This is a genomic window from Flavobacterium sp. GW823-FHT06G12 (assembly GCF_058794775.1).
Genome location: NZ_JBXAHE010000002.1, coordinates 903,289 through 929,573, shown reverse-complemented (window position 1 = coordinate 929,573; position 26,285 = coordinate 903,289). Strand labels below are relative to the sequence as shown.

The following is a 26,285-nucleotide window of genomic DNA, read 5'->3' as shown; positions in this document are numbered from 1 at the left end:
AATTATAGGCTGTATTTGATACCTAATGTTAATCCTAAACCAGAAATTCCAACATAAGAGCTTAACTCATCCATTGCTTTTGTTGAATCAACTCCGTTTGGATTAGTTGCAGCGTTATTTGAATTAACATTTAAACTATCTCTATAATTTGTGTGAATTTGCGCTGTAGTTCTACTAGCTAACGCATCATTTCCGTTAACTGTAAAATCAGTGGTTTCTTTTGTTTTTCCGTGAACGGTAAAGTTACGGTATTCTAATTCTGCGAAAGCAGAAAGGTGTGAAGTCAACTTATAAGTTGTACCTACAGCAGCAGTGAATCCAATTGTTGGGTTTGGTTTTACTTTATCAACACTGTGAACATTTCCAAAAACTGGAGCGCCAGTACCTGGATTAACTCCAACTGGAGCAACAGCATCTGTTTTAATTTCTAAATCTCCATGAATTGGAACTAAAACCCCAACTTTTGTATAAGGTTCAAATCCGTTAGATTCTCCTAAAAACATTACAATTGCAGGCGCAATATCAAAAGCTGTAATTTGACCAACTGATTTAAAATTATAAATACCTGTTGTTGCAGATGTTGGAATGTAAGGCTGATCAGAAGTTGTTTGAGCCATTGTTTTGTCGTGGCTAGTGTAATAGTTAACCCCAAGCTCTACTCCTATACGAGTTGAAAAACGGTATCCCGCAGTTATTCCAGTTCTGAAACCTTGACCAAAAGAACCTGTAATACTTTTTTCAGAAACTAATTTTCCTCCTACATAAGTTCTATCCAATGCAGCATTTCCACCTACAGTTGGAAACTCAGTTGAAGCAGTTTGATTGAAATATGATCCTCCTAATTTGAAGTACCATGTTTCTGGTTTGTCCGCTTTTTCTGTCTGCGCCATTGTTGCCATTGAGCAAACTAATAATCCTAATAAAAATAGGTTCTTTTTCATAATTTTGATTTATTGATTTATACAAACTTAGAATATTTTAACACATTCTTACAATTTGTAAAGTTAGACTCGGAACGAAAACGTTGTAATTTTGGACAATATTACTAAAAAACTATTATGCATGCATATTTTTAACATAAAAAATTAACATGTGTTTAAAATTTAACTGTTAAATTTTTAGTTCAATTTAAAATTAATCTGCATTTTCTCCAATTCCTGCAATAATTCAGTGGAAATTTTAACCTTCAAACGGCGACTTGGCATACTCAATTTGGTCACTACTTTTATCTCTTCGACCTCATTTACTTCTTGGATTTTTGTATCCTCCATTGCGGCATCTTCACTCTCATTATCAGCTTCAAAAACGCCATCTTCGGAGTCTTCAAAATCTGTTGGAGTTTCTACCTCAACCAGTTTTTTTATTTTTTCTAATTCCATGATTTCAAAAGTCACAGAATTATCTCCTTTATTTTCATTGAACAAATGACTCAGTTTATGAATAAACTCAGGATGAAGATCTTTAATATTTAGCAATAAAATTAGCTTTTTAGCAAAAGCCTCCAAGATATCCTGCAATTGTCGAATCTCAACAAACTGCATTCTTGGATCGGATTTCTTACCAGTATCGTGATTTACCCATCCGTCTTTGATCATTATTTTCAAAAAGGCAAAATTGTTCTGAATTAAGAAATGGCGGAACTTCAAGTATTCTTCACCAAAAATCTTAAACTCGTAACTTTCATCATAACCTTCTAAGTTGAATGCTGCCCAACCTTTTCCGTTTTTGGCAACACGATGCTGTACGTTATTGATAATTCCTGCAAAGTGTAAATTCTTTCCAACAAACTCATTCATGCTTTTCAACGATTCCAATCGGTTATTGCAGAAGTATTTCATTTCAAATCTGAAATCATCAAGCGGATGTCCAGAAATATAGATTCCAACAACTTCTTTTTCTTTTGCCAGTTTCTCCATTGTACTCCAATCTTCACATGGCGGTACAACTGGTTCGGCAATTTGAACTTCACTAGCTTCTCCGAACAAACTTACTTGCGAAGAGTTTTCATTTTCTTGAAATTTCGATCCGTAGCGCATTGCTTTTTCGTAGAATGTGATTCCGTCTCCATCGTCGTGGAAATATTGCGCTCTGGTTGTTCCTTCAAAAGAATCAAAACCTCCAGCCAATGCTAAATTTTCAATCGCTTTTTTGTTAGCTGCACGCAAGTCAATTCGTTTTGCCAAATCAAAAATCGATTTATATCTTCCGTCTTTTCTGTTTTCAACAATGGTTTCTACTGCTCCAGAACCAACACCTTTAATCGCTCCCATTCCGAAACGAACTGCGTAGTCATCGTTTACGGTAAACTTATAGTACGATTCGTTTACGTCTGGTCCAAGAACTTGTAATCCCATACGTTTACATTCTTCCATGAAGAAAGAAACTTGTTTGATATCGTTCATGTTATTCGAAAGTACAGCTGCCATATATTCCGCAGGATAATGTGCTTTCAAATAAGCGGTTTGGTACGCAATCCAGGCATAACAAGTCGAGTGCGATTTGTTGAAGGCGTAACTCGCAAAGGCTTCCCAGTCTTTCCAGATTTTCTCCAGAACTTTGGCATCGTGACCTTTTGCTGCTGCTTGTTCAACAAATTTCGGCTTCATTTTATCTAGTACGTCTTTTTGTTTTTTACCCATCGCTTTACGTAAAACGTCGGCCTCACCCTTTGTAAATCCTGCCAAAGACTGAGACAAAAGCATTACCTGCTCTTGGTAAACCGTAATTCCGTAGGTTTCAGATAAATATTCGGCACAAGCATCTAAATCGTATTTGATTTCCTCGTCACCATTTTTTCTTCGAACGAAAGACGGAATATACTCCAAAGGTCCTGGACGATACAAGGCATTCATGGCAATTAAATCTCCAAATACCGTTGGTTTCAGATCTTTCATGTATTTCTGCATCCCAGGCGACTCGTATTGGAAGATTCCAACAGTTTCACCTCTTTGGAAAAGCGCATACGTTTCTTCATCATCGATTGGAAAAGTATCTGGATTCAGTTCAATTCCTGTTCTATATTTTACCAGTTTTACGGTATCCTTTATTAGCGTAAGGGTCTTCAGACCCAAGAAGTCCATTTTCAGCAATCCGGCACTTTCTGCAACCGAGTTATCAAACTGTGTTACATATAAATCGGAATCTTTCGCAGTGGTAACAGGAACATAATTCGTAATATCTGATGGCGTAATGATTACCCCGCAGGCGTGAATTCCCGTGTTACGCATCGAACCTTCCAGAATTTTTGCCTGCTGAATAGTTTCTCCTGCCAAATCATCTTCATTGGCAATGGCGATTAATTCTTTTACATTATCAAATTCGTCAGAACGAAGGGCTTTTTTAACTTCCTCTTCACTCTCCGAAATAAAACGCGCCAAGTTCCATTTTGACGGCATCATTCCCGGAATTAATTTCGCAATTCTATCGGCTTCAAATAATGGTAAATCCAATACACGAGCCGTATCACGAATAGCCGATTTGGTCGCCATTTTACCATAAGTGATAATCTGCGCAACCTGTTTTTGACCGTATTTATTGATTACGTATTCCATTACACGTCCACGACCTTCGTCATCAAAGTCGATATCAATATCTGGCATCGATACACGGTCAGGATTTAGGAAACGCTCAAAAAGTAAGTCGTATTTAATTGGGTCAATATTGGTAATTCCGAGGCAATACGCAACGGCTGAACCCGCTGCAGAACCACGACCCGGACCAACCGAAACGTCCATTTTTCTTGCTTCGGCAATGAAATCCTGTACAATCAAGAAATAACCCGGATAACCTGAGTTTGAAATCGTCATTAATTCAAAGTCCAAACGCTCTTGAATCGATTCCGTAATTTCTCCATATCTTCTTTTGGCACCTTCCATAGTAAGGTGTCTCAAGTATTTATTTTCCCCTCTTACACCTCCGTCTTCTTCATCTTCGGGAACCATAAATTCGTCGGGGATTTCGAACTTCGGAAGTAATACATCTCGATACAATGAATATCCTTCAACCTTATCAATAATTTCCTGAATATTGATAATCGCTTCTGGCAAATCAGCAAAAAGCTTTTTCATCTCGTCTTGCGACTTGAAATAGTATTCCTGATTTGGAAGTCCGTAACGGTAACCACGTCCACGACCAATTGGCGTTGCCTGTTTTTCACCATCTTTTACACACAATAAAATGTCGTGTGCATTGGCATCTTCTTTATTTAAATAATAAGTATTATTAGTCGCAATTAATTTGACATTGTGTTTTTGAGAGAACTCAATCAAGGTTTTGTTGACACGATTTTCATCTTCCTGATTGTGACGCATTACTTCAAGATAGAAATCTTCGCCAAATTGTTCTTTCCACCAAATTAAAGCTTCTTCTGCTTGGTTTTCTCCAATATTTAAAATTTTACTCGGAATTTCTCCATATAAATTCCCAGACAAAACCATGATATCGCCTTTGTATTGCTCAACGATCTTTCTGTCAATTCTCGGAACATAATAAAATCCATCTGTATAAGCGATCGAAGCCATTTTGGCCAAGTTGTGATATCCAGCTTTGTTTTTAGCCATCAAAACAACTTGATAACCATTGTCTTTTTTGCTTTTATCTAAATGGTTCTCACAGATATTAAATTCGCAACCTACAATTGGTTTTACTTCGGTTTCTGTTGGTTCTTCTCCAGCTTCAACCAAAGTTTTATTTTTTCCAGAAGCCGCTTTATTGTGATTCATAACAGCACTCACAAAATGGAAAGCTCCCATCATGTTTCCAGTATCCGTCATAGCCACGGCTGGCATTCCGTTTTTAGCTGCAGCAGCTACAATATTTCCAACTCCGATAGTCGATTGCAGAACCGAGAACTGTGTATGATTATGCAAATGCGCAAACTTTGCTGCTTTAAAATCAGCTTTATCTTCATCTGAAACAACGGTCTGTTGACCTTCTCCAGCTAAAGCTTTAAGCTGTTCTCTGATTTTATCAGAAGCCGCTTTTAAGTTGATGTGTTTTAGACCAATTAACTTAAATGGCTCAAAATTTCTTTCCTGAAATTCTCTGAAATATTCTTTAGGAACGTCTAACTCTTCTTTTGTAAAAACCTCTCTTCTAACCAATTCTAAGAAACAACGCGTAGTTGCCTCAACGTCGGCAGTTGCGTTGTGCGCTTCCGCGAATGGCTGATCGAAAAGATAGCTGTGTAATTCGGTCAAAGTTGGAAGTTTGAATTTTCCTCCACGACCTCCTGGAAGCTGTAATAACGAAGCCGTAACTTCGGTACAAGTATCCAAAACCGGCATTGAAGCCATTTGAGACTCCACTCCCATTCTATGGAATTCGGCTCCCATAATATTAACGTCGAAACCTAAATTCTGTCCAACAATAAATTTGGTTTTACTCAAAGCGATATTGAATTTCTCCAAAACTTCGGCCAAAGTGATTCCATCGGCTTCAGCCAATTCGGTTGAGATTCCGTGAATACGCTCGGCATCATACGGAATATTAAATCCTTCTGGTTTTACCAAATAATCCTGATGCTCGATAAGCTGTCCCATTTCGTCATGAAGCTGCCACGCAATCTGTATACAGCGAGGCCAGTTATCAGAATCGGTTATTGGGGCATCCCAGCGTTTTGGTAATCCAGTTGTTTCGGTATCGAATATTAAATACATAGAGTTGTAAAAGTCAAATTTTGATGTCCAAAATTCCAAATCTTACATATTGCAAAACATTGACAACATGAAACATAACAAAATGTGAAATGAAAAATCGGAGGAATTCAAATTTACGCTTTTTTTAGAGAAATAAAGAAGCTAAAGTTGTTAACAAAAGCATTTTTAACATGATTATGAAAGAGCGACAAAAACCTTAAAAAATCATTTATTTTCTCTTAAAAACTTCAATTATTCATTTTGGATACTCATTAAACCAAAATGAACACTTTTAAGCTTTACTGTATCCTGAACTTTGCTTCATCAAATTATAACAATTAAAAAATAATAATCATGAAAACAATTTTTATCACAGGCGCATCATCAGGTTTAGGAAAAGCAACAGCAAAATTATTCCACGAAAAAGGATGGAATGTAATTGCAACCATGAGAACTCCTGAAAAAGAAACAGAACTTTCTCAATTAAAAAATGTAACGCTTTTACCTTTAGACGTTACCAACTACGATCAAATTCAAACTACTGTGGAAAAAGCACTTAAATTAAGCGACATTGATATCGTTTTCAACAATGCTGGTTATGGATTAATTGGCCCTTTGGAAAGTTTAACAGATGATCAAATCACAAAACAATTAAATACTAATTTATTGGGAGTAATCAGAATTACAAATGCATTCATTCCGTATTTCAGAGAAAGGAAAAACGGTTTATTCATTTCAACGACTTCTATCGGTGGATTGATCGCTTTTCCTTTAGGATCAATCTATCACGCAACAAAATGGGGATTAGAAGGCTGGAGCGAAAGTATGGCTTACGAATTAAATCCGTTTGGAATAAACATTAAAACAGTTTCTCCTGGAGCAATTAAAACCGAATTCCTTCATGGTTCACTTGACACAAGCACTTTGCCAGAGTACGAAGCAATGACAAATCGTATGTTTGGAAGTGTTGATACCATGTTTGAAATGGCATCAACTCCTGAACAAATTGCCGATGTGGTTTATGAAGCCGCAACCGACGGTAAAAACCAATTAAGATATGTTGCCGGAGAAGATGCAAAAGCACTTTACAAACAAAGACTAGAAGTTGGAGACGAAGTTTTTCGTTCAGAATTTGGCAAACAATTTTTTGGGGAATAATTTATTTCAAAATAATACCGTTCAGGTTTCAAGAAGCCTAACGGTATTAGTCTTTTTAATTTTCATACTTTTATATCATGGAAAGAAAAAACAATAATCCAGAAAAAATCTCTTCTATATCGCAGTTTCACGATCTGCTTCGACTTCCAAAACCGCTTCATCCGATGGTGAGTTTGGTAGACAATACACAGTTGGTTATAAATGAAAATTTAGCGAATCATGCCTTTTTACTTGATTTTTATAAGATCTCTTATAAGTTTTCTACCAAAGGAAAAATGGGCTACGGTCAAGGCTATTATGATTTCAACGAAGGCGGACTTATGTTTGCTTCCCCAACTCAGTTAATTTTTACTGAAAATGAAGAAGGCGTTGAATACGGAGGTTATACCCTTTTATTTCATCCTGATTTTATTCGAAATTATCCTTTGGGAAAAAGCATCAAAAAATATGGCTTCTTTTCTTATGACACCAATGAAGCATTACATCTTTCAGACAGCGAAAAAACAATTATTATTGGATTATTACAAAGCATCGACAACGAACTCAATACGGCAATCGACGAAATGAGTCAGGATGTGATTGTCTCTTACATTGATGTTCTGCTGAATTACAGCAATCGTTTTTACAAACGACAATTTATTACCAGAAAAACCATCAGTAACGATTTATTATTAAAAGTCGAAGAAACTCTGGATAACTATATTAGCAATGCAGAAACCTTAAAAAGAGGATTGCCGACAGTAGAATTTCTGGCTTCGCAGATTAATGTTTCAAGTCATTATCTCAGCGATATGCTTCGTAATTTAACTGGATTAAATGCGCAACAGCATATTCATTCGAAATTAATAGAAAAATCAAAAGATTTCCTGATTACTACCAATCTTTCGGTAGCAGAAATTGCTTATCAGTTAGGTTTTGAATATCCGCAATCGTTTAGTAAATTATTCAAAAAGAAAACCAGTCTTACTCCATTAGAGTTTAAAAATTCGTTGAATTAATTTTCAAAATTATTGTCTTCAAAAAATCAATTTCGGTCTTAAAAAATCATAAAATTTTATAAAAATACACCTCTTGGATGTCGTAGTATTTTGGTGTTTTATTGAATCTAAATAACACCAAAAAAACTCCTTTAAAGGGTTCAAAAAATCTAAAAACCATCCTTTTTACAAAGAAATCAAAACTAACAATTATTACTATTTTTATTCATTTTGTTAGATTTTTTCAAACAAATCCTTATATTTTATAGTGATTTTAAGATAAATTTGCAAACTATTAAAACAAAAAACAAACAAGGAAAATTAAAGCCGAAAAAGAAAAAGCAAATCAGATTCTTCATCATTTTTCTTTCAAAATTTAATGCCAAAAAGCGGTTTCGCAATTTGGAAATTAGTTTGGGTATCGTATATAATGAAATATTGAAATTGACGCTTTTTTATCTTTTTTTACTTTTGTTTTGCTATTATAATGAACAGGAAATTGCTGTGGTTATAGAAATTACAATTTAAAAAAATAAAAAATGAGTAAGACATTATTTGACAAAGTATGGGATTCACATGTTGTGCGTAAAATTGAAGATGGGCCAGATGTGTTTTTTATTGACCGCCATTTCATTCATGAAGTTACGAGTCCTGTTGCTTTTTTAGGATTAAAATCAAGAGGCGTTAACGTTTTATACCCACAACGTACTTTTGCAACTGCAGACCACAATACACCAACCATAAACCAACATTTACCAGTACAAGATCCACTTTCTGCTAATCAGCTTCAGGCACTTGAAGACAATGCAAACGAATACGGAATTTCGCACTGGGGATTAGGTCACCAAAAAAATGGAATTGTACACGTAGTAGGTCCTGAAAACGGAATTACTTTGCCAGGTGCTACTATTGTATGTGGAGATTCGCATACGTCTACTCACGGTGCTTTTGGAGCTATTGCTTTTGGTATCGGAACATCTGAGGTTGAAATGGTGCTTTCTACGCAATGTATTATGCAGCCTAAACCAAAGAAAATGCGTATTAACGTAAATGGTAAATTAAGCAAAGGTGTTGGTCCAAAAGACGTTGCACTTTATATTATTGCTCAATTAACTACTTCTGGAGGAACAGGATATTTTGTTGAATATGCTGGTGATGTTTTCGAAAACATGACTATGGAAGGCCGTATGACAGTTTGTAACTTAAGTATCGAAATGGGCGCTCGTGGAGGTATGATTGCTCCTGACCAAACTACTTTTGATTTCTTAGAAGGAAGACTTTACGCTCCAAAAGGAGAAGCTTGGACTAAAGCTGTTGAATACTGGAAAACTCTTAAAACAGATGCTGATGCTGTATTTGATGCTGAATTAAACATCAAAGCTGAAGACATCGAACCAATGATTACTTATGGTACAAACCCTGGAATGGGAATTGGTATCACAAAACATATCCCAAGTGCAAACCAAGTTGAAGGCGGTGAGGAAACTTACAAAAAATCTTTGGCTTACATGGGCTTCAACGAAGACGACGTAATGATAGGAAAACAAATCGATTATGTGTTCTTAGGAAGTTGTACAAACGGACGTATTGAAGATTTTAGAGCTTTTGCTGAAATTGTAAAAGGAAGAAAAAAAGCAGATAATGTTACGGCTTGGTTAGTTCCGGGTTCTCACGTTGTTGAAGCACAGATTAAAGAAGAAGGAATTTTAGACATTCTTACTGAAGCTGGTTTCGTATTACGTCAGCCGGGTTGTTCTGCTTGTTTAGCAATGAACGATGATAAAGTTCCTGCTGGTAAATATGCAGTAAGTACTTCAAACAGAAACTTTGAAGGCCGTCAAGGTCCTGGTTCAAGAACGCTTTTAGCTTCTCCAATTATGGCAGCAGCGGCAGCAGTTACTGGAAAATTAACTGACCCTAGAGAGCTGTTCTAGTCAATGACAATTTCAAAAATTCAATAAAATTGCTTTTAGGTTTAATATAGATTCTCAATTTCAGAAAATCTAAAATCTAAAATCCAAAATCTAAAATTAAAATGGCATACGATAAATTTAATATACTTACTAGCAGCGGAGTTCCGTTGCCAATTGAGAACGTAGATACAGATCAAATCATTCCAGCTCGTTTCTTAAAAGCTACAAAACGTGAAGGTTTTGGAGACAACCTTTTTAGAGACTGGAGATATAACGGAGACGATACTCCAAAAGCAGATTTCGTTTTAAATAACCCTACTTATAGCGGAAAAATCCTTGTAGGAGGAAAAAACTTCGGTTCTGGATCTTCTAGAGAGCACGCTGCTTGGGCAGTTTACGATTACGGATTCCGTGCTGTAGTTTCTAGTTTCTTTGCTGATATCTTCAAAGGAAACTGTTTGAATATTGGTGTTTTGCCAGTACAAATCAGCCCAGAATTTTTGGAAAATATTTTCAAAGCAATCGAAGCTGATCCTAAAACAGAATTAGAAATCAATCTTCCTGACCAAACTATTACTTTATTGTCAACTGGCGAGCAAGAATCTTTTGCTATCAACGGATACAAAAAGAATAATATGATTAATGGTTTTGATGACATTGATTATTTACAAGATATGAAGGAGGATATTAAAGCTTTTGCTGATAAACTTCCTTACTAAAAAATCAGGTTCAGTCCTATGAGACCCGACAGGTTTTTGAAACCTGTCGGGTCTTTATAAGTTAAATAAAAATACTTCCAAAAAAATGAACGACAACAGCATTGTTTTACCAAAATTTTATTCGGAAATCAAAAGTGATTCTGAGAAAATTTCATTTTCAATGCCTTCTGATCTTCAAACAGGAAGTTTTCTTAGAACATTGGTTGCCACAAAAAAAGATGGTCATTTTTTAGAATTGGGAACCGGAACCGGATTGTCACTTGCGTGGATGATTGAAGGAATGGATGAAAATTCGACATTAATCACAATTGACAATTCGTCGGGGTGTCAAAACATTGCGAAAAAGCATTTTCAAAATCCAAATATTTCATTTGTTTGTGAAGATGCTGAAAATTGGATTTTAAATTACAATGTTTCAAAGTTCGATTTGATTTTTGCCGACGCATGGCCAGGAAAATATGTGGTTTTAGATGAAACTCTAAGCTTATTGAAATCTGGCGGAATTTATTTAATTGACGACATGTTGCCACAACCAAACTGGCCGCTAAATCATGATAAAAATGTCGAAAGACTTATTCAGTATTTAGAAAACAGAACAGACATTCAATTGACTAAAATGTGCTGGTCAACAGGTTTGATTCTGATAACAAAAAAATAAAATAGTAAGCATTTGGCTTATTGCAAAAGCTAACAATATAATAATGGAAAAAAGAAAAATTGAAATAATGGATACGACGCTTCGTGATGGTGAACAAACCTCGGGAGTTTCATTTTCTGCTGCAGAAAAACTAACCATTGCGCAATTGTTGTTGGAGGAATTAAATATTGATAGAATCGAAATTGCTTCTGCCCGCGTGAGCGAAGGAGAATTTCAGGCCGTAAAAGGCATTACTTCATGGGCTGAAGAACGTGGCTACATTGACAGAATTGAAGTTCTGACGTTTGTTGACGGTGGTGTTTCAATTGACTGGATGAAAAAAGCGGGTGCAAAAGTGCAAAATTTATTGACCAAAGGCTCAATGAATCACTTAACACATCAGTTAAAAAAAACTCCAGAACAACACTTTTCAGAAATTGCTCAAATCATTGCTTTAGCTAGAGAAAACAACATTGAAACCAATGTTTATCTAGAAGATTGGAGCAACGGAATGCGAAATTCTCCAGATTATGTTTTTCAGTTTCTCGATTTCTTAGCAACTCAGCCAATCAAAAGAGTTTTACTTCCAGATACTTTAGGTGTTTTAATTCCGTCTCTAACTTTTGAGTTTATTTCAAAAATCAGAGCAAAATATCCAAACATTCATTTTGATTTCCATGCTCACAACGACTACGATTTAAGCGTTGCCAATGTTATGGAAGCCATAAAAGCCGGAATAAACGGACTTCACGTAACAGTAAACGGAATGGGAGAACGTGCTGGAAATGCGCCTCTTGAAAGTACTGTTGCTGTAATCAACGATTATTTACCACAAGTAAACATCAACGTAAAAGAAACTTCATTATATTCTGTAAGCAAATTGGTTGAAACATTTACAGGTTACAGAATTCCTGCGAATAAGCCAATTGTCGGTGACAATGTTTTTACGCAAACAGCTGGAATTCATGCTGACGGAGACAATAAAAACAATTTATATTTCAACGACCTTCTTCCAGAACGTTTTGGAAGAAAACGTAAATACGCTCTAGGAAAAACTTCTGGAAAAGCCAATATTGAAAAGAATCTTCAGGAGTTAGGTTTAAAACTTAACAACGAAGATTTGAAATTGGTCACTCAAAGAATTATTGAATTGGGCGACAAAAAAGAAACCGTAACCAAGGAAGATCTGCCATACATTATTTCTGATGTTTTGGACAGTCATACTTACGAAGAAAAAATCACCATAAATTCTTATATGCTGGTTCATTCTAAAGGAATGCGCCCATCTACGACCTTATCTCTAAATTTAAACGGAGAAATAATCGAAGAAAATGCACAAGGAGATGGTCAGTTTGATGCTTTTATGAATGCTTTATCGAAGATTTACAAAAGCAAAAAACTTACGCTTCCAAAATTAATCGATTATGCCGTGAGAATCCCGCCAGGAAGTAGTTCTGATGCGTTGTGCGAAACCATTATCACATGGGTTAACAACGGAAAAGAATTTAAAACCCGCGGATTAGATTCAGATCAAACCGTTGCAGCGATAATTGCAACACAGAAAATGTTGAATATAATTACATAGGTTCTAAGTTGCTGAGATTCTAAGCTACTAAGTTTTTCTTCTTTGAACTCAGAATCTCAGCAACTCAGAATCTTAAAAACAAAACTAAGTAATAAGAATAAAAACTTAGAAACTTAGCAACTCAGAACCTTAGAACCTTTTAAAAAATATAGAATGAAATTAAACATAGCCCTTTTAGCCGGAGACGGAATCGGACCAGAAGTAATCGATCAAGCAGTAAAAGTATCTGATGCAATTGCACAAAAATTTGGACATGAAATAACTTGGAAACCAGCTTTAACTGGAGCAGCTGCAATTGATGCAGTAGGAGAACCATATCCAGATTCAACACACGAAGTTTGTAAAAATGCTGATGCCGTTCTTTTTGGAGCAATCGGACACCCAAAATACGATAACGATCCTTCTGCGCCAGTTCGTCCAGAACAAGGTTTGTTAAAAATGCGTAAAGCATTAGGTTTGTTTGCAAACGTAAGACCAACTTTTACATTCCCTTCTTTATTGGATAAATCTCCTTTAAAAAGAGAAAGAATCGAAGGAACTGATTTAGTTTTCTTAAGAGAATTAACAGGCGGAATTTACTTTGGTGAAAAAGGAAGAAAAGATAACGGAGATACTGCTTACGACAACTGTGTTTATACAAGAGCCGAAGTACAGCGTTTAGCTAAAAAAGGTTTTGAATTAGCCATGACACGTTCTAAAAAATTGTGTTGCGTTGATAAAGCAAACGTTTTGGAAACTTCACGTTTATGGAGAGAAACAGTTCAGGCAATGGAAAAAGATTATCCAGAGGTTGAAGTTAGCTACGAATTTGTTGATGCTGTTGCAATGCGTTTGGTTCAATGGCCAAACTCTTATGATGTATTAATTACTGAAAACTTATTTGGAGATATTTTAACAGACGAAGCTTCTGTAATTTCTGGCTCAATGGGATTAATGCCTTCTGCATCTATGGGAGCTGAAGTATCTTTATTTGAACCTATTCACGGTTCTTATCCGCAAGCTACAGGATTAAACATCGCTAACCCAATGGCTACTGTTTTGTCTGCTGCTATGATGTTCGAAAACTTCGGATTAATGGAAGAAGGAAAAGCAATGAGAGATGCTGTAAACAAAGCTTTAGAAGCTGGAGTAGTTACAGAAGATTTAGCTAATGGCGGAAAAGCATACGGTACTAAAGAAGTTGGTGACTGGTTAGCTGCTAACATATAATAATTTATTCTTGTTTCAGGCTGCACATTCAAACAATCTGAAACTTGAAACATTAAAAAGAGGGATTAACTTTCGTTAATCCCTCTTTTTAATTTAAATTGTTGACAGGAACAAAGTTTCCTCCTTGTGTTATTGGAATTTTATAAAAAACTCCTTCAGAAAAATACATTGTTTGTTTTTCGGCACCAGAATCGGTATTAACTGCTGTAAATTTAAAGGTTCCCGAAATGGTATTCTCAACCGTATTATATTCTGTCACAATAATTTGCCCGTTTCCGTTGCCTATGCTTGTACTAAATTCTGCTTCTTGTCCTTTATAAGTATTTTTATAAGTTGCTTTTGCAGCAGCATCAGCACTTAAAACATATGTCTTCTCAGTTGGTTCAGGAAGCTGGAAGCGTATTTGTTCGTAACCTAAAGAACCTTCAATTACAAAAGTTCCATCCGATTCCATTCCTGCTTTATAGACTTGAGCTCTCCAAAAGTTGTTATCTTTTAAGGTTTGAAAAGCCGGATTATTGAATCTTACATCTTCTGTACAAGACATAAGTAGAAGTAAAATTGATAAAAAGTAAAAGATTTTTTTCATGTTTAAAATGAATTTGTTGCAAAAGTATTGCATTAAGATCAAAATACTTACATTAAAAAGTCAAAAAAATGCTAAAAAAACAACTCAAATATATTTAATCTTTTTTAAAAACGTGTTTTTCATAAAAAAATTATATCTTTGCGCCCTTAATTAACAGAGGTCGAGTACCTCAAAATTTAATCAATAAGATTATGTCAGTAAAAATTAGATTACAAAGACACGGTAAAAAAGGAAAACCTTTTTACTGGGTAGTAGCTGCAGATGCACGCTCAAAAAGAGATGGTAAATACTTAGAGAAAATCGGTACTTACAATCCAAACACTAACCCAGCAACTGTTGAGTTAAACCTTGACAGCGCAGTTAAATGGTTACACAATGGTGCTCAACCAACTGATACTGCAAGAGCTATCCTTTCTTACAAAGGTGCTTTATTGAAACACCACCTTGATGGAGGAGTTCGTAAAGGTGCTTTAACTCAAGAGCAAGCAGATGCTAAATTAACTGCTTGGTTAGAAGCAAAAGCTGGTAAAGTTGATGCTAAAAAAGATGGTTTATCTAAAGCTAAAGCTGATGCTAAAGCTACAGCATTAAAAGCAGAGAAAGAAGTTAACGCTAAACGTGTTGCTGATGCTGCTGCTGCACAAGCTGAAGCTGCTGCCGCTGCACAAGCTGCTGAGGCTACTGAAGAAGTTGCTGAGGCTACTGAAGAAGCTCCTGCTGCTGAAGAGAATAACGAAACAACTGAAGCATAATTTTACTTAGCGATAATGCGTAAAGAAGACTGTTTTTATTTAGGTAAAATCGCTAAAAAATTTAGTTTCAAGGGTGAAGTTCTGATCTATTTAGATACAGACGAACCTGAGTTATACGAAAATCTGGAATCAGTGTTTGTTGAACACAACAAACACTTGGTTCCTTTTTTTATTGAAACAAGTTCTTTACACAAAAACGACTTTTTAAGAGTCCGTTTTGAAGATGTAAACACCGAAGAAGATGCAGATGCCTTAGTTGGAAATGCTATCTATCTTCCTTTAACTATGTTGCCAAAACTTACTGGCAACAAATTCTACTTCCATGAAGTTATTGGTTTCGAAATCGAAGACAAACGTTTAGGCGTTTTCGGAAAAATAACTTCTATTAATGATTCAACTGCTCAACCTCTTTTCGAAGTTTTAAATGGCGAAGTTGAAATCTTAGTTCCAATGATTGATAATTTCCTTGTAAAAATTGATCGTGAGAACAAAAAAATCATCATGGATCTTCCTGAAGGTCTTGTAGAGATGTACCTTTAATTTAAGAAATTCCAATTTTTTAAATTCCAAATCCCAAAAATCTGAAGGTTTTGCTTTTAAAGAAAGAAAAAACTTATTTTTTTATATTTCTTTTATTTTAAATTTACTTTCCAAATTGGAATTTGTAATTTAAAATATTGAGATTTTTATATATGAAACCATATAATTTAGAAGAAAGAGCTTTCCTATTTGCAAAAGAATGCAGATTATATATTAGAACATTACCAAAAACAGTTTCAAATATTGAAGATGCAAAACAATTAGTACGTTCTTCTGGTTCCGTTGGAGCAAATTATATCGAAGCAAATGAGAAATTGGGTGACAAGGATTTATTGTTCCGTCTTAAAATTGCTCGAAAAGAAGCAAAAGAATCTAAATTTTGGCTTCAATTACTGAATGACTTGAATCCAGATCAAAAATTAGCGTCAGAACTTCTATTATACGAAGTAGAAGAATTACGAAAAATTCTATCCGCAATAATTACTAAAACTTCAAAATAATAAATCCATATTTAATAGTATTTTTGCAGTTCATAATAATACATCTCTTTGCAATTGGAATTTGGATTTTTTAATAGAAATTTCTTTTTTTAGTTGGAATTTGGAATTTAAAAAAATTGGAATTTTCTATCTATGTTTAAGTTTAAACAATTCTCTATAAACCAAGACCGTTGCGCTATGAAAGTAGGCACAGATGGTGTTTTACTTGGTGCTTGGGCTCCTGTTCATCATAGTCCGTTTAGTGTTTTAGATATTGGTGCTGGAACAGGAATTATTGCTTTGATGTTGGCACAAAGAAGCCATGCAGAACAAATTGATGCACTTGAAATCGATGAAGATGCGTATGAACAAGCAGTAGAAAACTTTGAAGCTTCTCCTTGGGGTGATCGCTTATTTTGTTTTCATGCTGGTTTAGACGAGTTTATTGAAGAACCAGAAGACGAATATGATTTGATTGTTTCAAATCCGCCTTTTTATGCTGAGGATTATAAAACCGAAAACGAACAACGCGATTTGGCTCGTTTTCAAGATGCAATGCCCTTTGAAGAAATTGTTGAAGCTGCCGATTTGTTGCTCTCAGAAAATGGAATTCTAGCTATAATTATTCCTTTTAAAGAAGAAGAAAAATTTATTGCTCTTGCAAAAGAATCAGAACTTTATCCAATAAAAATCACAAGAGTTAAGGGAACTCCTAAATCGGAAATTAAGCGCAGTTTATTAGCTTTTAGCCGAAATGAAGTTCCTGAAATTGAAATCGATGAACTTATTATCGAAATCGACAGACACGTTTATACTCCTGAATATACTGAATTGACTAAAGATTTTTATTTAAAGATGTAAAAATATCTTTAAATAAATTATTCTTTTTGCAGACATACTCCTCTTTGAAAATCTATTCCATTCGGGTTTTCTTCATTAAAATATACTATGTTATAAGTAACACATTCATCGTCTGTATAAATTATTTCTGCTATACTTTTATCTCCAATTTTAACATTCTCGGCTCCTAAGTTTTTTATACAAACCCTTTCAAATTTACAATCACTAAGCCATTTGACACTCCAAACGGTTTGCAATTTACTATCAAAATAACACTCTTCAATAGAATCTTTTCGAATAGCATATTCATCTGGAAAAGCTGGAGCCGCAAACTTTCCATTCTTAAATCTAGTGCAATCTAATTTTTGAGAATAACTAACAGCTCCCAATAAGATTAGACAAAAAACGATGATTTTTTTCATGATATTTTTTACTGTTATTTTTAATTATTTTCCATTTTTCGCAAAAAGAATCGCTCTTTCAAGAACTTCATCCTTACCTTGCTGAATACCTAAAATTGTTGGTTTAACTTCGATGTCTGGAACGATTCCGATTCGTTGCGTTTCTTTTTTATTTGGATAAAAAACTCCAAAACCTGTAAATATCGTTGAATAACCTTTTATAATTTCAAATCTGCATGTTCCACCATCTGCACCTGAAGTCTGACTGCCAATAATTGTGGCATTTGGAGCTGCCTGCAAACACATTACAAGATGCTCGCCATGGCTTTGTGTTCTTTCATTTTGTAAAATAATCACTTTGCCTTTATAATAATCCGCATTTGTTTTTCCTGTTTTTTGATCTTCTCTCCAAACATATCGTCCTGGATATGATAAATCTACATCAATAAATTTTGCATAAGCTTTTTCTTCTGGATACAAATATTGCGCGATATCTTCCTCAATATTAGGTTCTTTAGGATATTTCCTAGCATCAAAAACAATGGCTTTCGTGTTTTTAAATTGCTCCATAACATTAGAAAGTTCATCTGCTTTTATAGACTCGACATCAATATATCCAATAGAATCTTCTAAAAATTTCCATTTTACTTCATCTCTCGCATTTATGATTTTTAATTTTGAATAAGTGTAACGTTTAATTTTTTTAACAGAAGTAATATTGTCACGAATAAATTCAATTTCAATTGATTCTGTTTTTCCGTTGAAAACAGTCCAATATATATTTTTTAAAATTGCTGGCATGTTAGAACCTTCAGCGTATTTCAAATTTTCTTTAATTAAATCTCCTACCGTTTTTCCATCAACTTTTGTAACCACGTCCCCTATTTTGAAATCATCAATTTTAGCCAGCGAATCGTTTTTTAAAGCTACAACAACTGCTTTATCATCAATAAAAACAACATCAGCCGTAATAAATTTATCTCCAAAATAATCATACATCTGTCTCATTTGAGTCGAAGCATGCGTATCGTTAAGTTTTATTGAAATTTCACGCATTGCTAATGCAAAATCTTTTTCTGATTCTGGATTACTAAATCTAGGCATCATTTCTAATAAAACAGAATCCCAATTTTGGTCCATTTTATATTTATATGGAAAGAAGTATTCCATTTGGTTCCAATAGCGAAAAAGAGCCAAAAGACGAAGATTTTTCTCTGTCCATTTAAACTCTTTGTACTTCACTTCATTTATAACTTCTATATAAGGTTTAGAAGTATAATAAAATTGGTTTCCTTGAATTCTGTTTTCTTCAATAAACTTTAATTTCTTTGAAAGCGACTTAGAAAATAATTCATTTTTATTGAACCATGACAAATCGAAATTTTTATCAAAGTATTCTTTTTTAGTTTTTACGTTTTCCTGCTTTTTGATTTCGCCTAGAGAAACAATCCAATTTTCTATCACCTGAGAAAATGCTTCAGAAGTTTGAGCCTCTTCGACTTTTGGTAAGATTTGAAACAATTGTTCATCCCAGTTTTTGCTTCCATCAGTGACATTTGGGTGATAATATTTTAAAAAGCCCCAAACTTTGCATGTCGCAGCTAACTTTTGAATTTCAGTTATTGGTTTGGAAAAAGAAATTTGAAATAATAAAACAAAAACAATTAGTAGTGTTTTTTTCATTTAAGATCTGTGGTTTTTGGTTTCGGTTAGTTAGTAGTTTTTTTTTAGACTTGTTCAAAAATGGTTTTAAATTGATACAGGATTCTTTCGATTAAACGCAGATCTTCGGTTACAATTTCTGCGCTTCCTTTCATTTCCTGCTGAAAAGCAATTTGTTTATCGTATGATGTTTTCAAGCCTTTTGGAAGCGCAACATCAATTAGCAGATTTCCATCTTTATCTGGCACTAACGAAATATTTTTAATTTCGCCTTTTAACACACCAAATTCGCGGTCTGGATAATTTGCCAAGCGAATATTGACCTTTTGTCCCACTTTTATTTTACCTGAATTTAAAGCTGGTGCTTTCACTTTACCAATAAAACTATTTTTTGCATCTGGAATAATTGAAAATACATTGTCACCAACATTTATGGTCTGATTTTCATTCCAAACTTGTAAAAATGTAACCTTTCCGCTAATTGATGATTTTAGCGCATATGCCAGTTCCCAATCTCTTATTACTTTTTTTAACTGATAAAAGGATTGTGAAACATTGCGGCCAAGATTAACCTCTTCTTTGGTGCTGTTTATTTGCAGATTCTGGCTTGATTTTGTGTTATCAATCAAAGAAGACCTTAATTGAGAAATCGATGATAACAAGCTTCTATAATTCTTTTGCGCTTGAAGGAAAGTCAATTTTTTAACTTCCATTTCTTGAGCAGAAATAATTCCTTTGTTGAATAGCGTTTCAAAACGTGCGACTTCGTTTTTCTGAAGTTCCAATTCTCGCTCATTAATCACCTTTTGTTGTTGCAAGATTTCTAACCTTTCTGTTATCTGAATTTTTTCAGACTGTTGTGCTCTGGTTTCGACCTGAAAAGGGTGCAGATCTTTATTTAATTCCTGCGCCTGATAATCTTTCTGAAATGCCGCATACGCGCTTTCGATTTCGCCCAGTTGTGTGTTTTTCAATAACTCAAAAGGAAACTCTTTTTTAGTGTTGTTGATATCATATTTATCAACAATACCTTTCAATAAAAAAACATCTTTATAATTGGCTGTGTTTTCAATAATAGCCAATGTGCTGTTCTTTTCTACCAATGTTTTATTTTTTACCAAAATAGCTTCAATTCGTCCAGAAGATTTTGATACGATTTTCTCTGGAGGAATATTAGTGGTAATTACAATTTCAGTTTTTACTACATCGGGATATTTGACAAACCAAGAAACAAAAAACAGCATAATGATTATGGCAAAAATCAAGACTGTTCCCCATCGTATCATCCAATGCGGTACTTTGGTCAGGATATCCTGAACCTCTTCGCTTCTTAATTCAAATGTATCTTCGTTCATAATTAATTCCCTAATTGCAACTGGTTTCTAACCAATTCAAAATAATTTCCTTTTTGTTCTACCAACGCCGAATGGCTTCCAACTTCGATGATTTTTCCTTTTTCTAAAACCACAATCTGATCAGCATTCATTACGGTGCTCAATCTGTGCGCAATTACCACTACCGTTTTATCTTTAAAAAAGATGTCAAGCTTTTTCATAATCGCCTTTTCATTATTAGCATCTAATGCCGAAGTGGCTTCATCAAAAAATAAAATTTCTGGATTTTTATAAACTGCTCTCGCAATTAATAATCGTTGTTTCTGCCCAGTGCTCATTCCTAATCCTTCTGCACCAATTTTGGTGTTAAAACCTAAAGGAAGCTCGCTGATGTATTCTTTTATGTTCGCTACATCTGCTGCGTAAAGCAATTTTTCTTTATCAATTTTATCTACCCCAAAAGCAATATTATTGGCAATTGTATCGCTAAAAATAAAACCTTCTTGCATTACAGCTCCAATATTAGATCTCCATGCATTTTGCGATATATTTTTTAGTTGTGAGTTTCCAATCAAGACCTCTCCTTTTTCGGGTTCGTAGAATTTGAGAAGCAATTTCATCAAGGTCGTTTTTCCGCTTCCGCTAACTCCTACTATTGCAGTAACTTTATTACACGGAATTATTAAATTTAAATTGTCTAAAATAGGAACATCTGAACCTAAATATCTAAAAGAAAGATTTTTAATTTCGATATCTACATTTTGCGGAACTTCGTTTGTTTGATTAATTTCCTGCTGGACTTCATCTTCTTTCTCATGAATTTCGGACAATCTGGCCAATGAAATTTTCGCATCCTGCAATTCTCTCACAAATTCAATTAATTGTGTAATAGGACCATTTAAACTCCCCACAATGGCACTTATAGCCAACATCATACCTAAAGTTATAGATCCGTCAATTACTAACTTGGCAGATAGAAAAATGATAAATATATTCTTTAATTCATTAATAATAGAAGAGCCAATTGTTTGCGTCTGTTCTAAAACCAATCCTTTTATCGAAACCCTAAAAAGTCTTGCCTGTACATACTCCCAGCCCCAACGTTTTTGCTTTTCGGCATTATGAAGCTTGATTTCCTGCATTCCGTTTATAAGTTCCATTACTTTACTTTGCTCGTTTGAAACTTCTGCAAATCGTTTATAATCTAGAACTTCTCTCCTTTTTAAAAACAAAACTATCCAGCCAAAATAAAGCACACTTCCTGCAAAGAAAACTAAAAAAATCTGCAGATTGAAATAGGCCAAAACAGCTCCCATAACAAACATATTGATTACAGAAAATAGCACATTAAGCGATGATGTCGTTAGTATTTTTTCAATTCGGCGATGATCATTTATTCGCTGCATAATATCTCCTGTCATCCTAACATCAAAAAAAGAAATAGGCAGATTCATTAATTTAATAAAGAAATCTGAGATAAGAGAAATATTGATTCTAGTTGATAAATGCAATAAAATCCAGCTTCTAATGAGTTCTAATCCTGTTCTTCCTGCAAAAACAAAAAGCATTGCAAAAAGAATCAAATAGATAAAATGAATGTTCTGATTCTGTATTCCGACATCAACAATACTCTGTGTTAGAAACGGAAAAATTAGATTGAGTAAACTGCTCGCAAAAAGACCAACTGCAAGCTGAATAAGAAATGATTTGTATTGAAATAAATATTGAAAAAGAAACTTAAATCCTAATCCAGAATTTTCTTCTTTATCAAAATCAGATTGGAAAAAACTCGGTGTTGCTTCGATCAGCAATGCAATTCCTTCTTTTGTTTCATGATCGGCATTATTGCCTATCCAAAACTTCACAAACTCTTCTCTACTATATTCCAAAAGACCAAAAGCGGGATCAGAAATATAATATTTACCTTTTTTTATTTTATAGAGCACTACATAATGATCGTTATTCCAGTGTAGAATACAAGGTAGTGGGGCTTCTTCAATTCTTTTTACAGAAAGTTTTACTCCTAAAGTTCTAAATCCGATTTTTTCGGCAGCATCACTCAGAAAAAGCAAATTACTTCCTTCACGAGTAGTTTCGCTAAAATCTCTCAACTCCTGAATGTTGATTGTTTTACCGTAATATTTAGCAATAATTTTTAAACATGTCGGACCGCAATCTTTGTTATCAGCTTGTCTATAATGAGTGAATTTTTTCAATTTATTTTGATTTATTCTGGGCCAATTTAATAAAAAAATTTCTTGTTAATCCATAAAAAAACAGAGAAGATATAAATCTTCTCTGTTTCGGTATTTAAAAACAAATTTTAGCAACACAATTTCTTTAGGACATGGCTGCGGTTACCCTAACCAAGTAAAATTAACACAGCAGCCAACTCCTAAGAATCTCAGTACCAATCATCAATACTGAGAATTTGCTCAATGTTCCACGATCGAGCGCCTATACATTCAAAAAAAACATGACTAAATTCTAAATAAGGCTATATCGTATTACTTTCAAAAAAGTTAAAAATCAACAACAAAGACGACTTGTATCACAAATACCCGATGATGTATTTAACGGACAAGTTTCGTCTGGTGATATTAAAATGCATCCTGCTTGCAAGGCATATACCCAACATTCTGGAATTCCTCCTTTTATGCTTTTCTGTTCACTTTTTTTAATGTACTGAGCACCTTCAAGGTTTAAAATCTTCTTTAACATAATAATATCTTTTTTAGATAGTAAGCGAGTTTCTTCTCTTACTATTTAAATATTAGCATTAGCAAGTATAATATTTCTCAACAGCTGCATCATTACAATTAATCTCTTCTGAATAATCAGTTCCCAAGATGTTCTTCTGCTCTTTTTTGGTAAGCTTTCTTGTTTCCTTGCTTTTTAAAATTTTCTCTAACATAACTGGTTATTTACATTTTTCGGTTTAAGCCTCAAATTTGCAATAACTTGATGCTTAAAATTTTTCTCTTAGCAACTTCCGACGTAATTATTTGGAATGCAATTCCAGTACGCTGGCACAGTTCCAAATTCTGTACATCTTTTAACTTTAAATCCGTCTTCACAAATTGGAGCATGATCTCCATTTATTGTTTTCAGCTCACTTGCAGTTAATTCTACTGCTCCTTTTAATTTCAAGATACTCTTTAACATATCTGCAGGTTTTAGGTTGGGGGTAACTTATTTCTGTTTTTACAGTCGAAACTTCTGTTTCATATTATGCTATCTTTTCCAAAACTTGAACTTCATCGATGTAATCATTTAAGAAATATTTCAACTCGTTCAATTCATATTCATTTGGAAATAGCCTTTCATTTACAATTTTAATAGGTGTGTAATTAAAATTGTTCATAGAGCACCAATCGTATTGTTTCTGAATTTCCTGATTTATCATCATGCTTACAGATTCAACATTCCATTTTTTAAGCCATTTTTTGTGTGTCATTCTTTTGATATACCAATCAGAAATTGCTTCAACCGTTTTTCCAGGTGTTGTTCTGTTAATAGTCAAAAGTCTTTCAACAACAGCCTTATAAGGATTATCATTGTTTTCTGGATTAATATTGAAAAGAACATTCAAAAATATTTTGTCTGGAAACTTCATCACTAAGTCAAAAGCTTCTTGAAAAGTTTTATAACAATGTCCGCAGCTTGGGCTAAGAATTACAGAAAGTCTAACTCCGGCATTTCTATTTCCAAATGTTAAGCCTCTTAAATCTTCAAATCCTTTTGCATATTTTACTTTTTTAGATAAGTAATTTAATAGCGAATAATTTCTTTTAAATTTCTTAAGCTCTTTTAATGAATTTTCATTGTCAAGCATTTTTCTAATCATCACTTTAACTGTTGCCCAAATTGGCATTAAAAGTAAAAGAGAGAATATGTATGGAAAAACTTCACTAAAACTAAAGCTCAACGTAAAAAGATCTGATGAAAACCAAACAATACTCTGAACCAATATTAAAAATGAGATTGCTAAGCACATTATGCACCATTTTTGAATCTCAAATTTTTGAATCCAGATTGAGCAAACTATTATTGGAATAGCTAATAAGCTTAAAAATCCAACAAAAATAGCTGAGCTTAATGGCTGAACTAATATTGCAATGATACTTGAACTAAAGAAAAGTAATGGCAAATCTGAAAAACTCAACCATCTGTTTGCAATATCATCATTGAAACTTATCACCGAATGGCAAGAAGAGTTGGAACTTAAATTACAGAATTTTGAAATTACTGTGTTTTTAACTCCCCATTTCTCCTGTACAATAAATATGCTTACAATTAAACCAAGAACTGATGTTACTAAAAAAGAAGCGCTAAACCAATCAAAACGATTGTAGAAAAAAGACAATCCCGCTACGAGCGCAAGAGGCAGAAAATATTTTAGCCAATTGTATTCTATTTTTAGATTCTCTCTTGTTACTACATTGTTTGGCTCAATGGCAACGATTACACCATTCCAGTCTAAAAGAAATTTATCATACGATAATTTTTGCGTTCCTTTTTTTGTGGTTGTAATTCTAACCCCACTTTTAATCTTTTCAACCAGTATTAATTCATCTTTGAAATACGCCAAAAAGTTTGAAGGCAAATCTTCAATTTGCTCTTTCGAAACTCTTACGGCTGCATTCTCTACAGAAAGCAAATCAAACGAATCTGTAATGGCAAACAAACTCGGATAATTTGGATGAGATAAAAACAGATCCTTAAACTCATTTTTGATATCTGAGTAGCGATTGATTTGCAGAAATTTTTGGACCAGCTTTAACATCGTTTTTGATCGTTTTTAAATCATAATTACACTGCAAAGATTGGTGATTTTATTGATAAAAATCGCATGCGCACATACATTTTATTAATTATACCACATACAATTTATAAATTATACCAAGTATAGTAAACATTATAACTAATTGAATAATAATTAGTTAAGCATAACATTTTTCGTTAAAAAGCTCAAAAAGTCTATTTTCGATTAACGGCTTTCCTTTTTATCTAGTTTTGGAAAGGCGATAATCGAAACAATATCAAACATGAAAAATAGAACACAAAAAACGAATTATTTTATAAGAAAAAAATCATCGAAAAGAGAGTAAAAAAATGACTTAAATAGTCAAAAATTGACTCTTGAAAACAGCAGAAAATACCCCCTGAAAAGCATAGTAGCAAGATTCAAATAAAAGGAATTAACTTACAATAAAGTCCCTTTTTTACTACTGTGAAAAACCAAAAATAAAACCAAAATAACTTTGCATAAACCATTTTTAAGCGCTGCTTTTATCGCTTTTAATAACAATTGCTTAAAATATTTATGAAAGATTTATAGTACTAATTTTTTTAATTTAAATAAACATACAACATGAAAAATTCAAAATTTACATTCAAAGATTTCCAATTAGATACAATCTCTAAAAAAGAACAAAAAACTATTAAAGGCGGAAGTGTACCTGATCCTACTGATCCAAACGAACCTAAAAAAGGTGGCGGAGGAAACGGAAATAACTAAAACGATACCTGAATAAACTCTTTAAAACTATCCAAAAATATAAAGTCATGAAAAATAACAAATTAACTTTCAAAGATTTTCAAATAGATACAATCTCTAAAAAAGAACAAAAAACTATTAAAGGCGGAGGTGTAGACGATCCAATTGATCCAAACGAACCGAAAAAAGGCGGCGGCGGAAACGGAAATAACTAAAACGATACTTGAATAAACTTTTTAAAACTATCCAAAAATATAAAGTCATGAAAAATAGCAAATTAACTTTCAAAGATTTTCAAATAGATACAATCTCTAAAAAAGAACAAAAAACTATTAAAGGCGGAGGTGTAGATGA

The 26,285-nt window shown here is 33.8% G+C and carries 23 protein-coding genes; 13 read left to right on the top strand and 10 right to left on the bottom strand.

Features of this window, described 5'->3' with window-relative positions; genetic code table 11:
- Positions 1-2: 2 nt before the first annotated feature.
- Both AC1Q5Z_RS10915 and dnaE read right to left on the bottom strand, forming a co-directional pair.
- Positions 3-941 carry an outer membrane beta-barrel protein gene (locus AC1Q5Z_RS10915; RefSeq protein WP_198854814.1) on the bottom strand — a complete coding sequence of 313 codons (939 nt, stop codon included), beginning with the start codon at positions 939-941 and terminating at the stop codon, positions 3-5.
- Between the two features lie 177 nt (positions 942-1,118).
- Entirely contained in the window at positions 1,119-5,657 is a 4,539-nt protein-coding gene (dnaE, locus tag AC1Q5Z_RS10910) for a DNA polymerase III subunit alpha (RefSeq protein ID WP_492444774.1), read from the bottom strand.
- A gap of 333 nt (positions 5,658-5,990) precedes the next feature.
- On the opposite strand from dnaE, the gene AC1Q5Z_RS10905 reads away from it, so the two are divergent.
- The 7 genes from AC1Q5Z_RS10905 to leuB all read left to right on the top strand — a co-directional run bounded on the left by AC1Q5Z_RS10905 (position 5,991) and on the right by leuB (position 13,834).
- Positions 5,991-6,794, top strand: coding sequence for an SDR family oxidoreductase (locus AC1Q5Z_RS10905; RefSeq protein WP_492444772.1), 804 nt, complete (start codon positions 5,991-5,993; stop codon positions 6,792-6,794).
- A 77-nt stretch (positions 6,795-6,871) separates the two neighbouring features.
- On the top strand, positions 6,872-7,792 hold the full coding sequence (locus tag AC1Q5Z_RS10900; protein WP_492444770.1) for a helix-turn-helix domain-containing protein: 921 nt from the start codon (positions 6,872-6,874) through the stop codon (positions 7,790-7,792).
- A gap of 518 nt (positions 7,793-8,310) precedes the next feature.
- A complete protein-coding gene (gene leuC, locus AC1Q5Z_RS10895; protein WP_179003913.1) occupies positions 8,311-9,705 on the top strand; it encodes a 3-isopropylmalate dehydratase large subunit in 1,395 nt (464 codons plus the stop codon).
- Positions 9,706-9,806: 101 nt separating this feature from the next.
- Entirely contained in the window at positions 9,807-10,403 is a 597-nt protein-coding gene (leuD, locus tag AC1Q5Z_RS10890) for a 3-isopropylmalate dehydratase small subunit (RefSeq protein ID WP_198854818.1), read from the top strand.
- An 85-nt stretch (positions 10,404-10,488) separates the two neighbouring features.
- Positions 10,489-11,061 carry an O-methyltransferase gene (locus tag AC1Q5Z_RS10885; protein WP_492444768.1) on the top strand — a complete coding sequence of 191 codons (573 nt, stop codon included), beginning with the start codon at positions 10,489-10,491 and terminating at the stop codon, positions 11,059-11,061.
- Positions 11,062-11,104: 43 nt separating this feature from the next.
- Entirely contained in the window at positions 11,105-12,625 is a 1,521-nt protein-coding gene (locus AC1Q5Z_RS10880) for a hydroxymethylglutaryl-CoA lyase-like TIM-barrel protein (RefSeq protein ID WP_492444766.1), read from the top strand.
- A 153-nt stretch (positions 12,626-12,778) separates the two neighbouring features.
- Positions 12,779-13,834: a 3-isopropylmalate dehydrogenase gene (gene leuB, locus AC1Q5Z_RS10875; RefSeq protein ID WP_198854820.1), complete on the top strand. Its 1,056-nt coding sequence runs from the start codon at positions 12,779-12,781 to the stop codon at positions 13,832-13,834.
- A gap of 88 nt (positions 13,835-13,922) precedes the next feature.
- Here leuB and AC1Q5Z_RS10870 read toward each other — a convergent pair whose 3' ends face one another.
- Complete coding sequence (locus AC1Q5Z_RS10870) at positions 13,923-14,423, bottom strand: DUF6252 domain-containing protein (RefSeq protein ID WP_492444764.1); 501 nt, start codon at positions 14,421-14,423, stop codon at positions 13,923-13,925.
- Between the two features lie 191 nt (positions 14,424-14,614).
- Between AC1Q5Z_RS10870 and AC1Q5Z_RS10865 the strand changes: the two genes are divergently transcribed.
- The 4 genes from AC1Q5Z_RS10865 (at position 14,615) to AC1Q5Z_RS10850 (ending at position 17,055) form a co-directional block, all read left to right on the top strand.
- Entirely contained in the window at positions 14,615-15,175 is a 561-nt protein-coding gene (locus AC1Q5Z_RS10865; RefSeq protein ID WP_144215896.1) for a 30S ribosomal protein S16, read from the top strand.
- A 15-nt stretch (positions 15,176-15,190) separates the two neighbouring features.
- Entirely contained in the window at positions 15,191-15,715 is a 525-nt protein-coding gene (gene rimM / locus AC1Q5Z_RS10860) for a ribosome maturation factor RimM (protein ID WP_492444761.1), read from the top strand.
- Positions 15,716-15,867: 152 nt separating this feature from the next.
- Positions 15,868-16,215 carry a four helix bundle protein gene (locus AC1Q5Z_RS10855; protein ID WP_492444759.1) on the top strand — a complete coding sequence of 116 codons (348 nt, stop codon included), beginning with the start codon at positions 15,868-15,870 and terminating at the stop codon, positions 16,213-16,215.
- Between the two features lie 132 nt (positions 16,216-16,347).
- Entirely contained in the window at positions 16,348-17,055 is a 708-nt protein-coding gene (locus AC1Q5Z_RS10850) for a tRNA1(Val) (adenine(37)-N6)-methyltransferase (protein WP_492444758.1), read from the top strand.
- Positions 17,056-17,072: 17 nt separating this feature from the next.
- On the opposite strand, the gene AC1Q5Z_RS10845 is transcribed toward AC1Q5Z_RS10850, so the two are convergent.
- The 7 genes from AC1Q5Z_RS10845 to AC1Q5Z_RS10815 all read right to left on the bottom strand — a co-directional run bounded on the left by AC1Q5Z_RS10845 (position 17,073) and on the right by AC1Q5Z_RS10815 (position 25,217).
- Positions 17,073-17,456, bottom strand: a complete 384-nt coding sequence (locus AC1Q5Z_RS10845; RefSeq protein WP_492444756.1) for a hypothetical protein — start codon at positions 17,454-17,456, stop codon at positions 17,073-17,075.
- Positions 17,457-17,480: 24 nt separating this feature from the next.
- Positions 17,481-19,118 (bottom strand): S41 family peptidase, encoded by a 1,638-nt coding sequence (locus AC1Q5Z_RS10840; protein ID WP_492444754.1) that lies wholly within the window; start codon positions 19,116-19,118, stop codon positions 17,481-17,483.
- A 44-nt stretch (positions 19,119-19,162) separates the two neighbouring features.
- Entirely contained in the window at positions 19,163-20,452 is a 1,290-nt protein-coding gene (locus AC1Q5Z_RS10835) for an HlyD family secretion protein (protein ID WP_198854827.1), read from the bottom strand.
- A 2-nt stretch (positions 20,453-20,454) separates the two neighbouring features.
- A complete protein-coding gene (locus AC1Q5Z_RS10830) occupies positions 20,455-22,647 on the bottom strand; it encodes a peptidase domain-containing ABC transporter (protein ID WP_492444751.1) in 2,193 nt (730 codons plus the stop codon).
- A gap of 563 nt (positions 22,648-23,210) precedes the next feature.
- Positions 23,211-23,345: a hypothetical protein gene (locus tag AC1Q5Z_RS10825; protein ID WP_255562384.1), complete on the bottom strand. Its 135-nt coding sequence runs from the start codon at positions 23,343-23,345 to the stop codon at positions 23,211-23,213.
- Positions 23,346-23,413: 68 nt separating this feature from the next.
- The gene (locus AC1Q5Z_RS10820) at positions 23,414-23,596 is read right to left on the bottom strand and encodes a hypothetical protein (protein WP_488754795.1); all 183 of its coding nucleotides are present in this window, start codon (positions 23,594-23,596) and stop codon (positions 23,414-23,416) included.
- Between the two features lie 64 nt (positions 23,597-23,660).
- Positions 23,661-25,217, bottom strand: coding sequence for a vitamin K epoxide reductase family protein (locus AC1Q5Z_RS10815; protein WP_198854830.1), 1,557 nt, complete (start codon positions 25,215-25,217; stop codon positions 23,661-23,663).
- A 588-nt stretch (positions 25,218-25,805) separates the two neighbouring features.
- Between AC1Q5Z_RS10815 and AC1Q5Z_RS10810 the strand changes: the two genes are divergently transcribed.
- Together AC1Q5Z_RS10810 and AC1Q5Z_RS10805 are read left to right on the top strand one after the other, a co-directional pair.
- Positions 25,806-25,952 carry an rSAM-modified peptide gene (locus AC1Q5Z_RS10810; protein ID WP_198854831.1) on the top strand — a complete coding sequence of 49 codons (147 nt, stop codon included), beginning with the start codon at positions 25,806-25,808 and terminating at the stop codon, positions 25,950-25,952.
- A gap of 47 nt (positions 25,953-25,999) precedes the next feature.
- On the top strand, positions 26,000-26,146 hold the full coding sequence (locus AC1Q5Z_RS10805; RefSeq protein ID WP_278019809.1) for an rSAM-modified peptide: 147 nt from the start codon (positions 26,000-26,002) through the stop codon (positions 26,144-26,146).
- The last annotated feature ends 139 nt before the right edge of the window (positions 26,147-26,285 follow it).

Coding starts and splice junctions, on each gene's coding strand:
- AC1Q5Z_RS10870 (WP_492444764.1), bottom strand. CDS start 14,423: ATGAAAAAAATCTTTTACTTTTTATCAATTTTACTTCTACTTATGTCT.
- AC1Q5Z_RS10915 (WP_198854814.1), bottom strand. CDS start 941: ATGAAAAAGAACCTATTTTTATTAGGATTATTAGTTTGCTCAATGGCA.
- AC1Q5Z_RS10880 (WP_492444766.1), top strand. CDS start 11,105: ATGGAAAAAAGAAAAATTGAAATAATGGATACGACGCTTCGTGATGGT.
- AC1Q5Z_RS10900 (WP_492444770.1), top strand. CDS start 6,872: ATGGAAAGAAAAAACAATAATCCAGAAAAAATCTCTTCTATATCGCAG.
- dnaE (WP_492444774.1), bottom strand. CDS start 5,657: ATGTATTTAATATTCGATACCGAAACAACTGGATTACCAAAACGCTGG.
- AC1Q5Z_RS10810 (WP_198854831.1), top strand. CDS start 25,806: ATGAAAAATTCAAAATTTACATTCAAAGATTTCCAATTAGATACAATC.
- AC1Q5Z_RS10840 (WP_492444754.1), bottom strand. CDS start 19,118: ATGAAAAAAACACTACTAATTGTTTTTGTTTTATTATTTCAAATTTCT.
- AC1Q5Z_RS10905 (WP_492444772.1), top strand. CDS start 5,991: ATGAAAACAATTTTTATCACAGGCGCATCATCAGGTTTAGGAAAAGCA.
- AC1Q5Z_RS10850 (WP_492444758.1), top strand. CDS start 16,348: ATGTTTAAGTTTAAACAATTCTCTATAAACCAAGACCGTTGCGCTATG.
- AC1Q5Z_RS10845 (WP_492444756.1), bottom strand. CDS start 17,456: ATGAAAAAAATCATCGTTTTTTGTCTAATCTTATTGGGAGCTGTTAGT.
- leuC (WP_179003913.1), top strand. CDS start 8,311: ATGAGTAAGACATTATTTGACAAAGTATGGGATTCACATGTTGTGCGT.
- AC1Q5Z_RS10805 (WP_278019809.1), top strand. CDS start 26,000: ATGAAAAATAACAAATTAACTTTCAAAGATTTTCAAATAGATACAATC.
- AC1Q5Z_RS10885 (WP_492444768.1), top strand. CDS start 10,489: ATGAACGACAACAGCATTGTTTTACCAAAATTTTATTCGGAAATCAAA.
- leuB (WP_198854820.1), top strand. CDS start 12,779: ATGAAATTAAACATAGCCCTTTTAGCCGGAGACGGAATCGGACCAGAA.
- rimM (WP_492444761.1), top strand. CDS start 15,191: ATGCGTAAAGAAGACTGTTTTTATTTAGGTAAAATCGCTAAAAAATTT.
- AC1Q5Z_RS10825 (WP_255562384.1), bottom strand. CDS start 23,345: ATGTTAGAGAAAATTTTAAAAAGCAAGGAAACAAGAAAGCTTACCAAA.
- AC1Q5Z_RS10835 (WP_198854827.1), bottom strand. CDS start 20,452: ATGAACGAAGATACATTTGAATTAAGAAGCGAAGAGGTTCAGGATATC.
- AC1Q5Z_RS10820 (WP_488754795.1), bottom strand. CDS start 23,596: ATGTTAAAGAGTATCTTGAAATTAAAAGGAGCAGTAGAATTAACTGCA.
- AC1Q5Z_RS10865 (WP_144215896.1), top strand. CDS start 14,615: ATGTCAGTAAAAATTAGATTACAAAGACACGGTAAAAAAGGAAAACCT.
- AC1Q5Z_RS10855 (WP_492444759.1), top strand. CDS start 15,868: ATGAAACCATATAATTTAGAAGAAAGAGCTTTCCTATTTGCAAAAGAA.
- AC1Q5Z_RS10815 (WP_198854830.1), bottom strand. CDS start 25,217: ATGTTAAAGCTGGTCCAAAAATTTCTGCAAATCAATCGCTACTCAGAT.
- leuD (WP_198854818.1), top strand. CDS start 9,807: ATGGCATACGATAAATTTAATATACTTACTAGCAGCGGAGTTCCGTTG.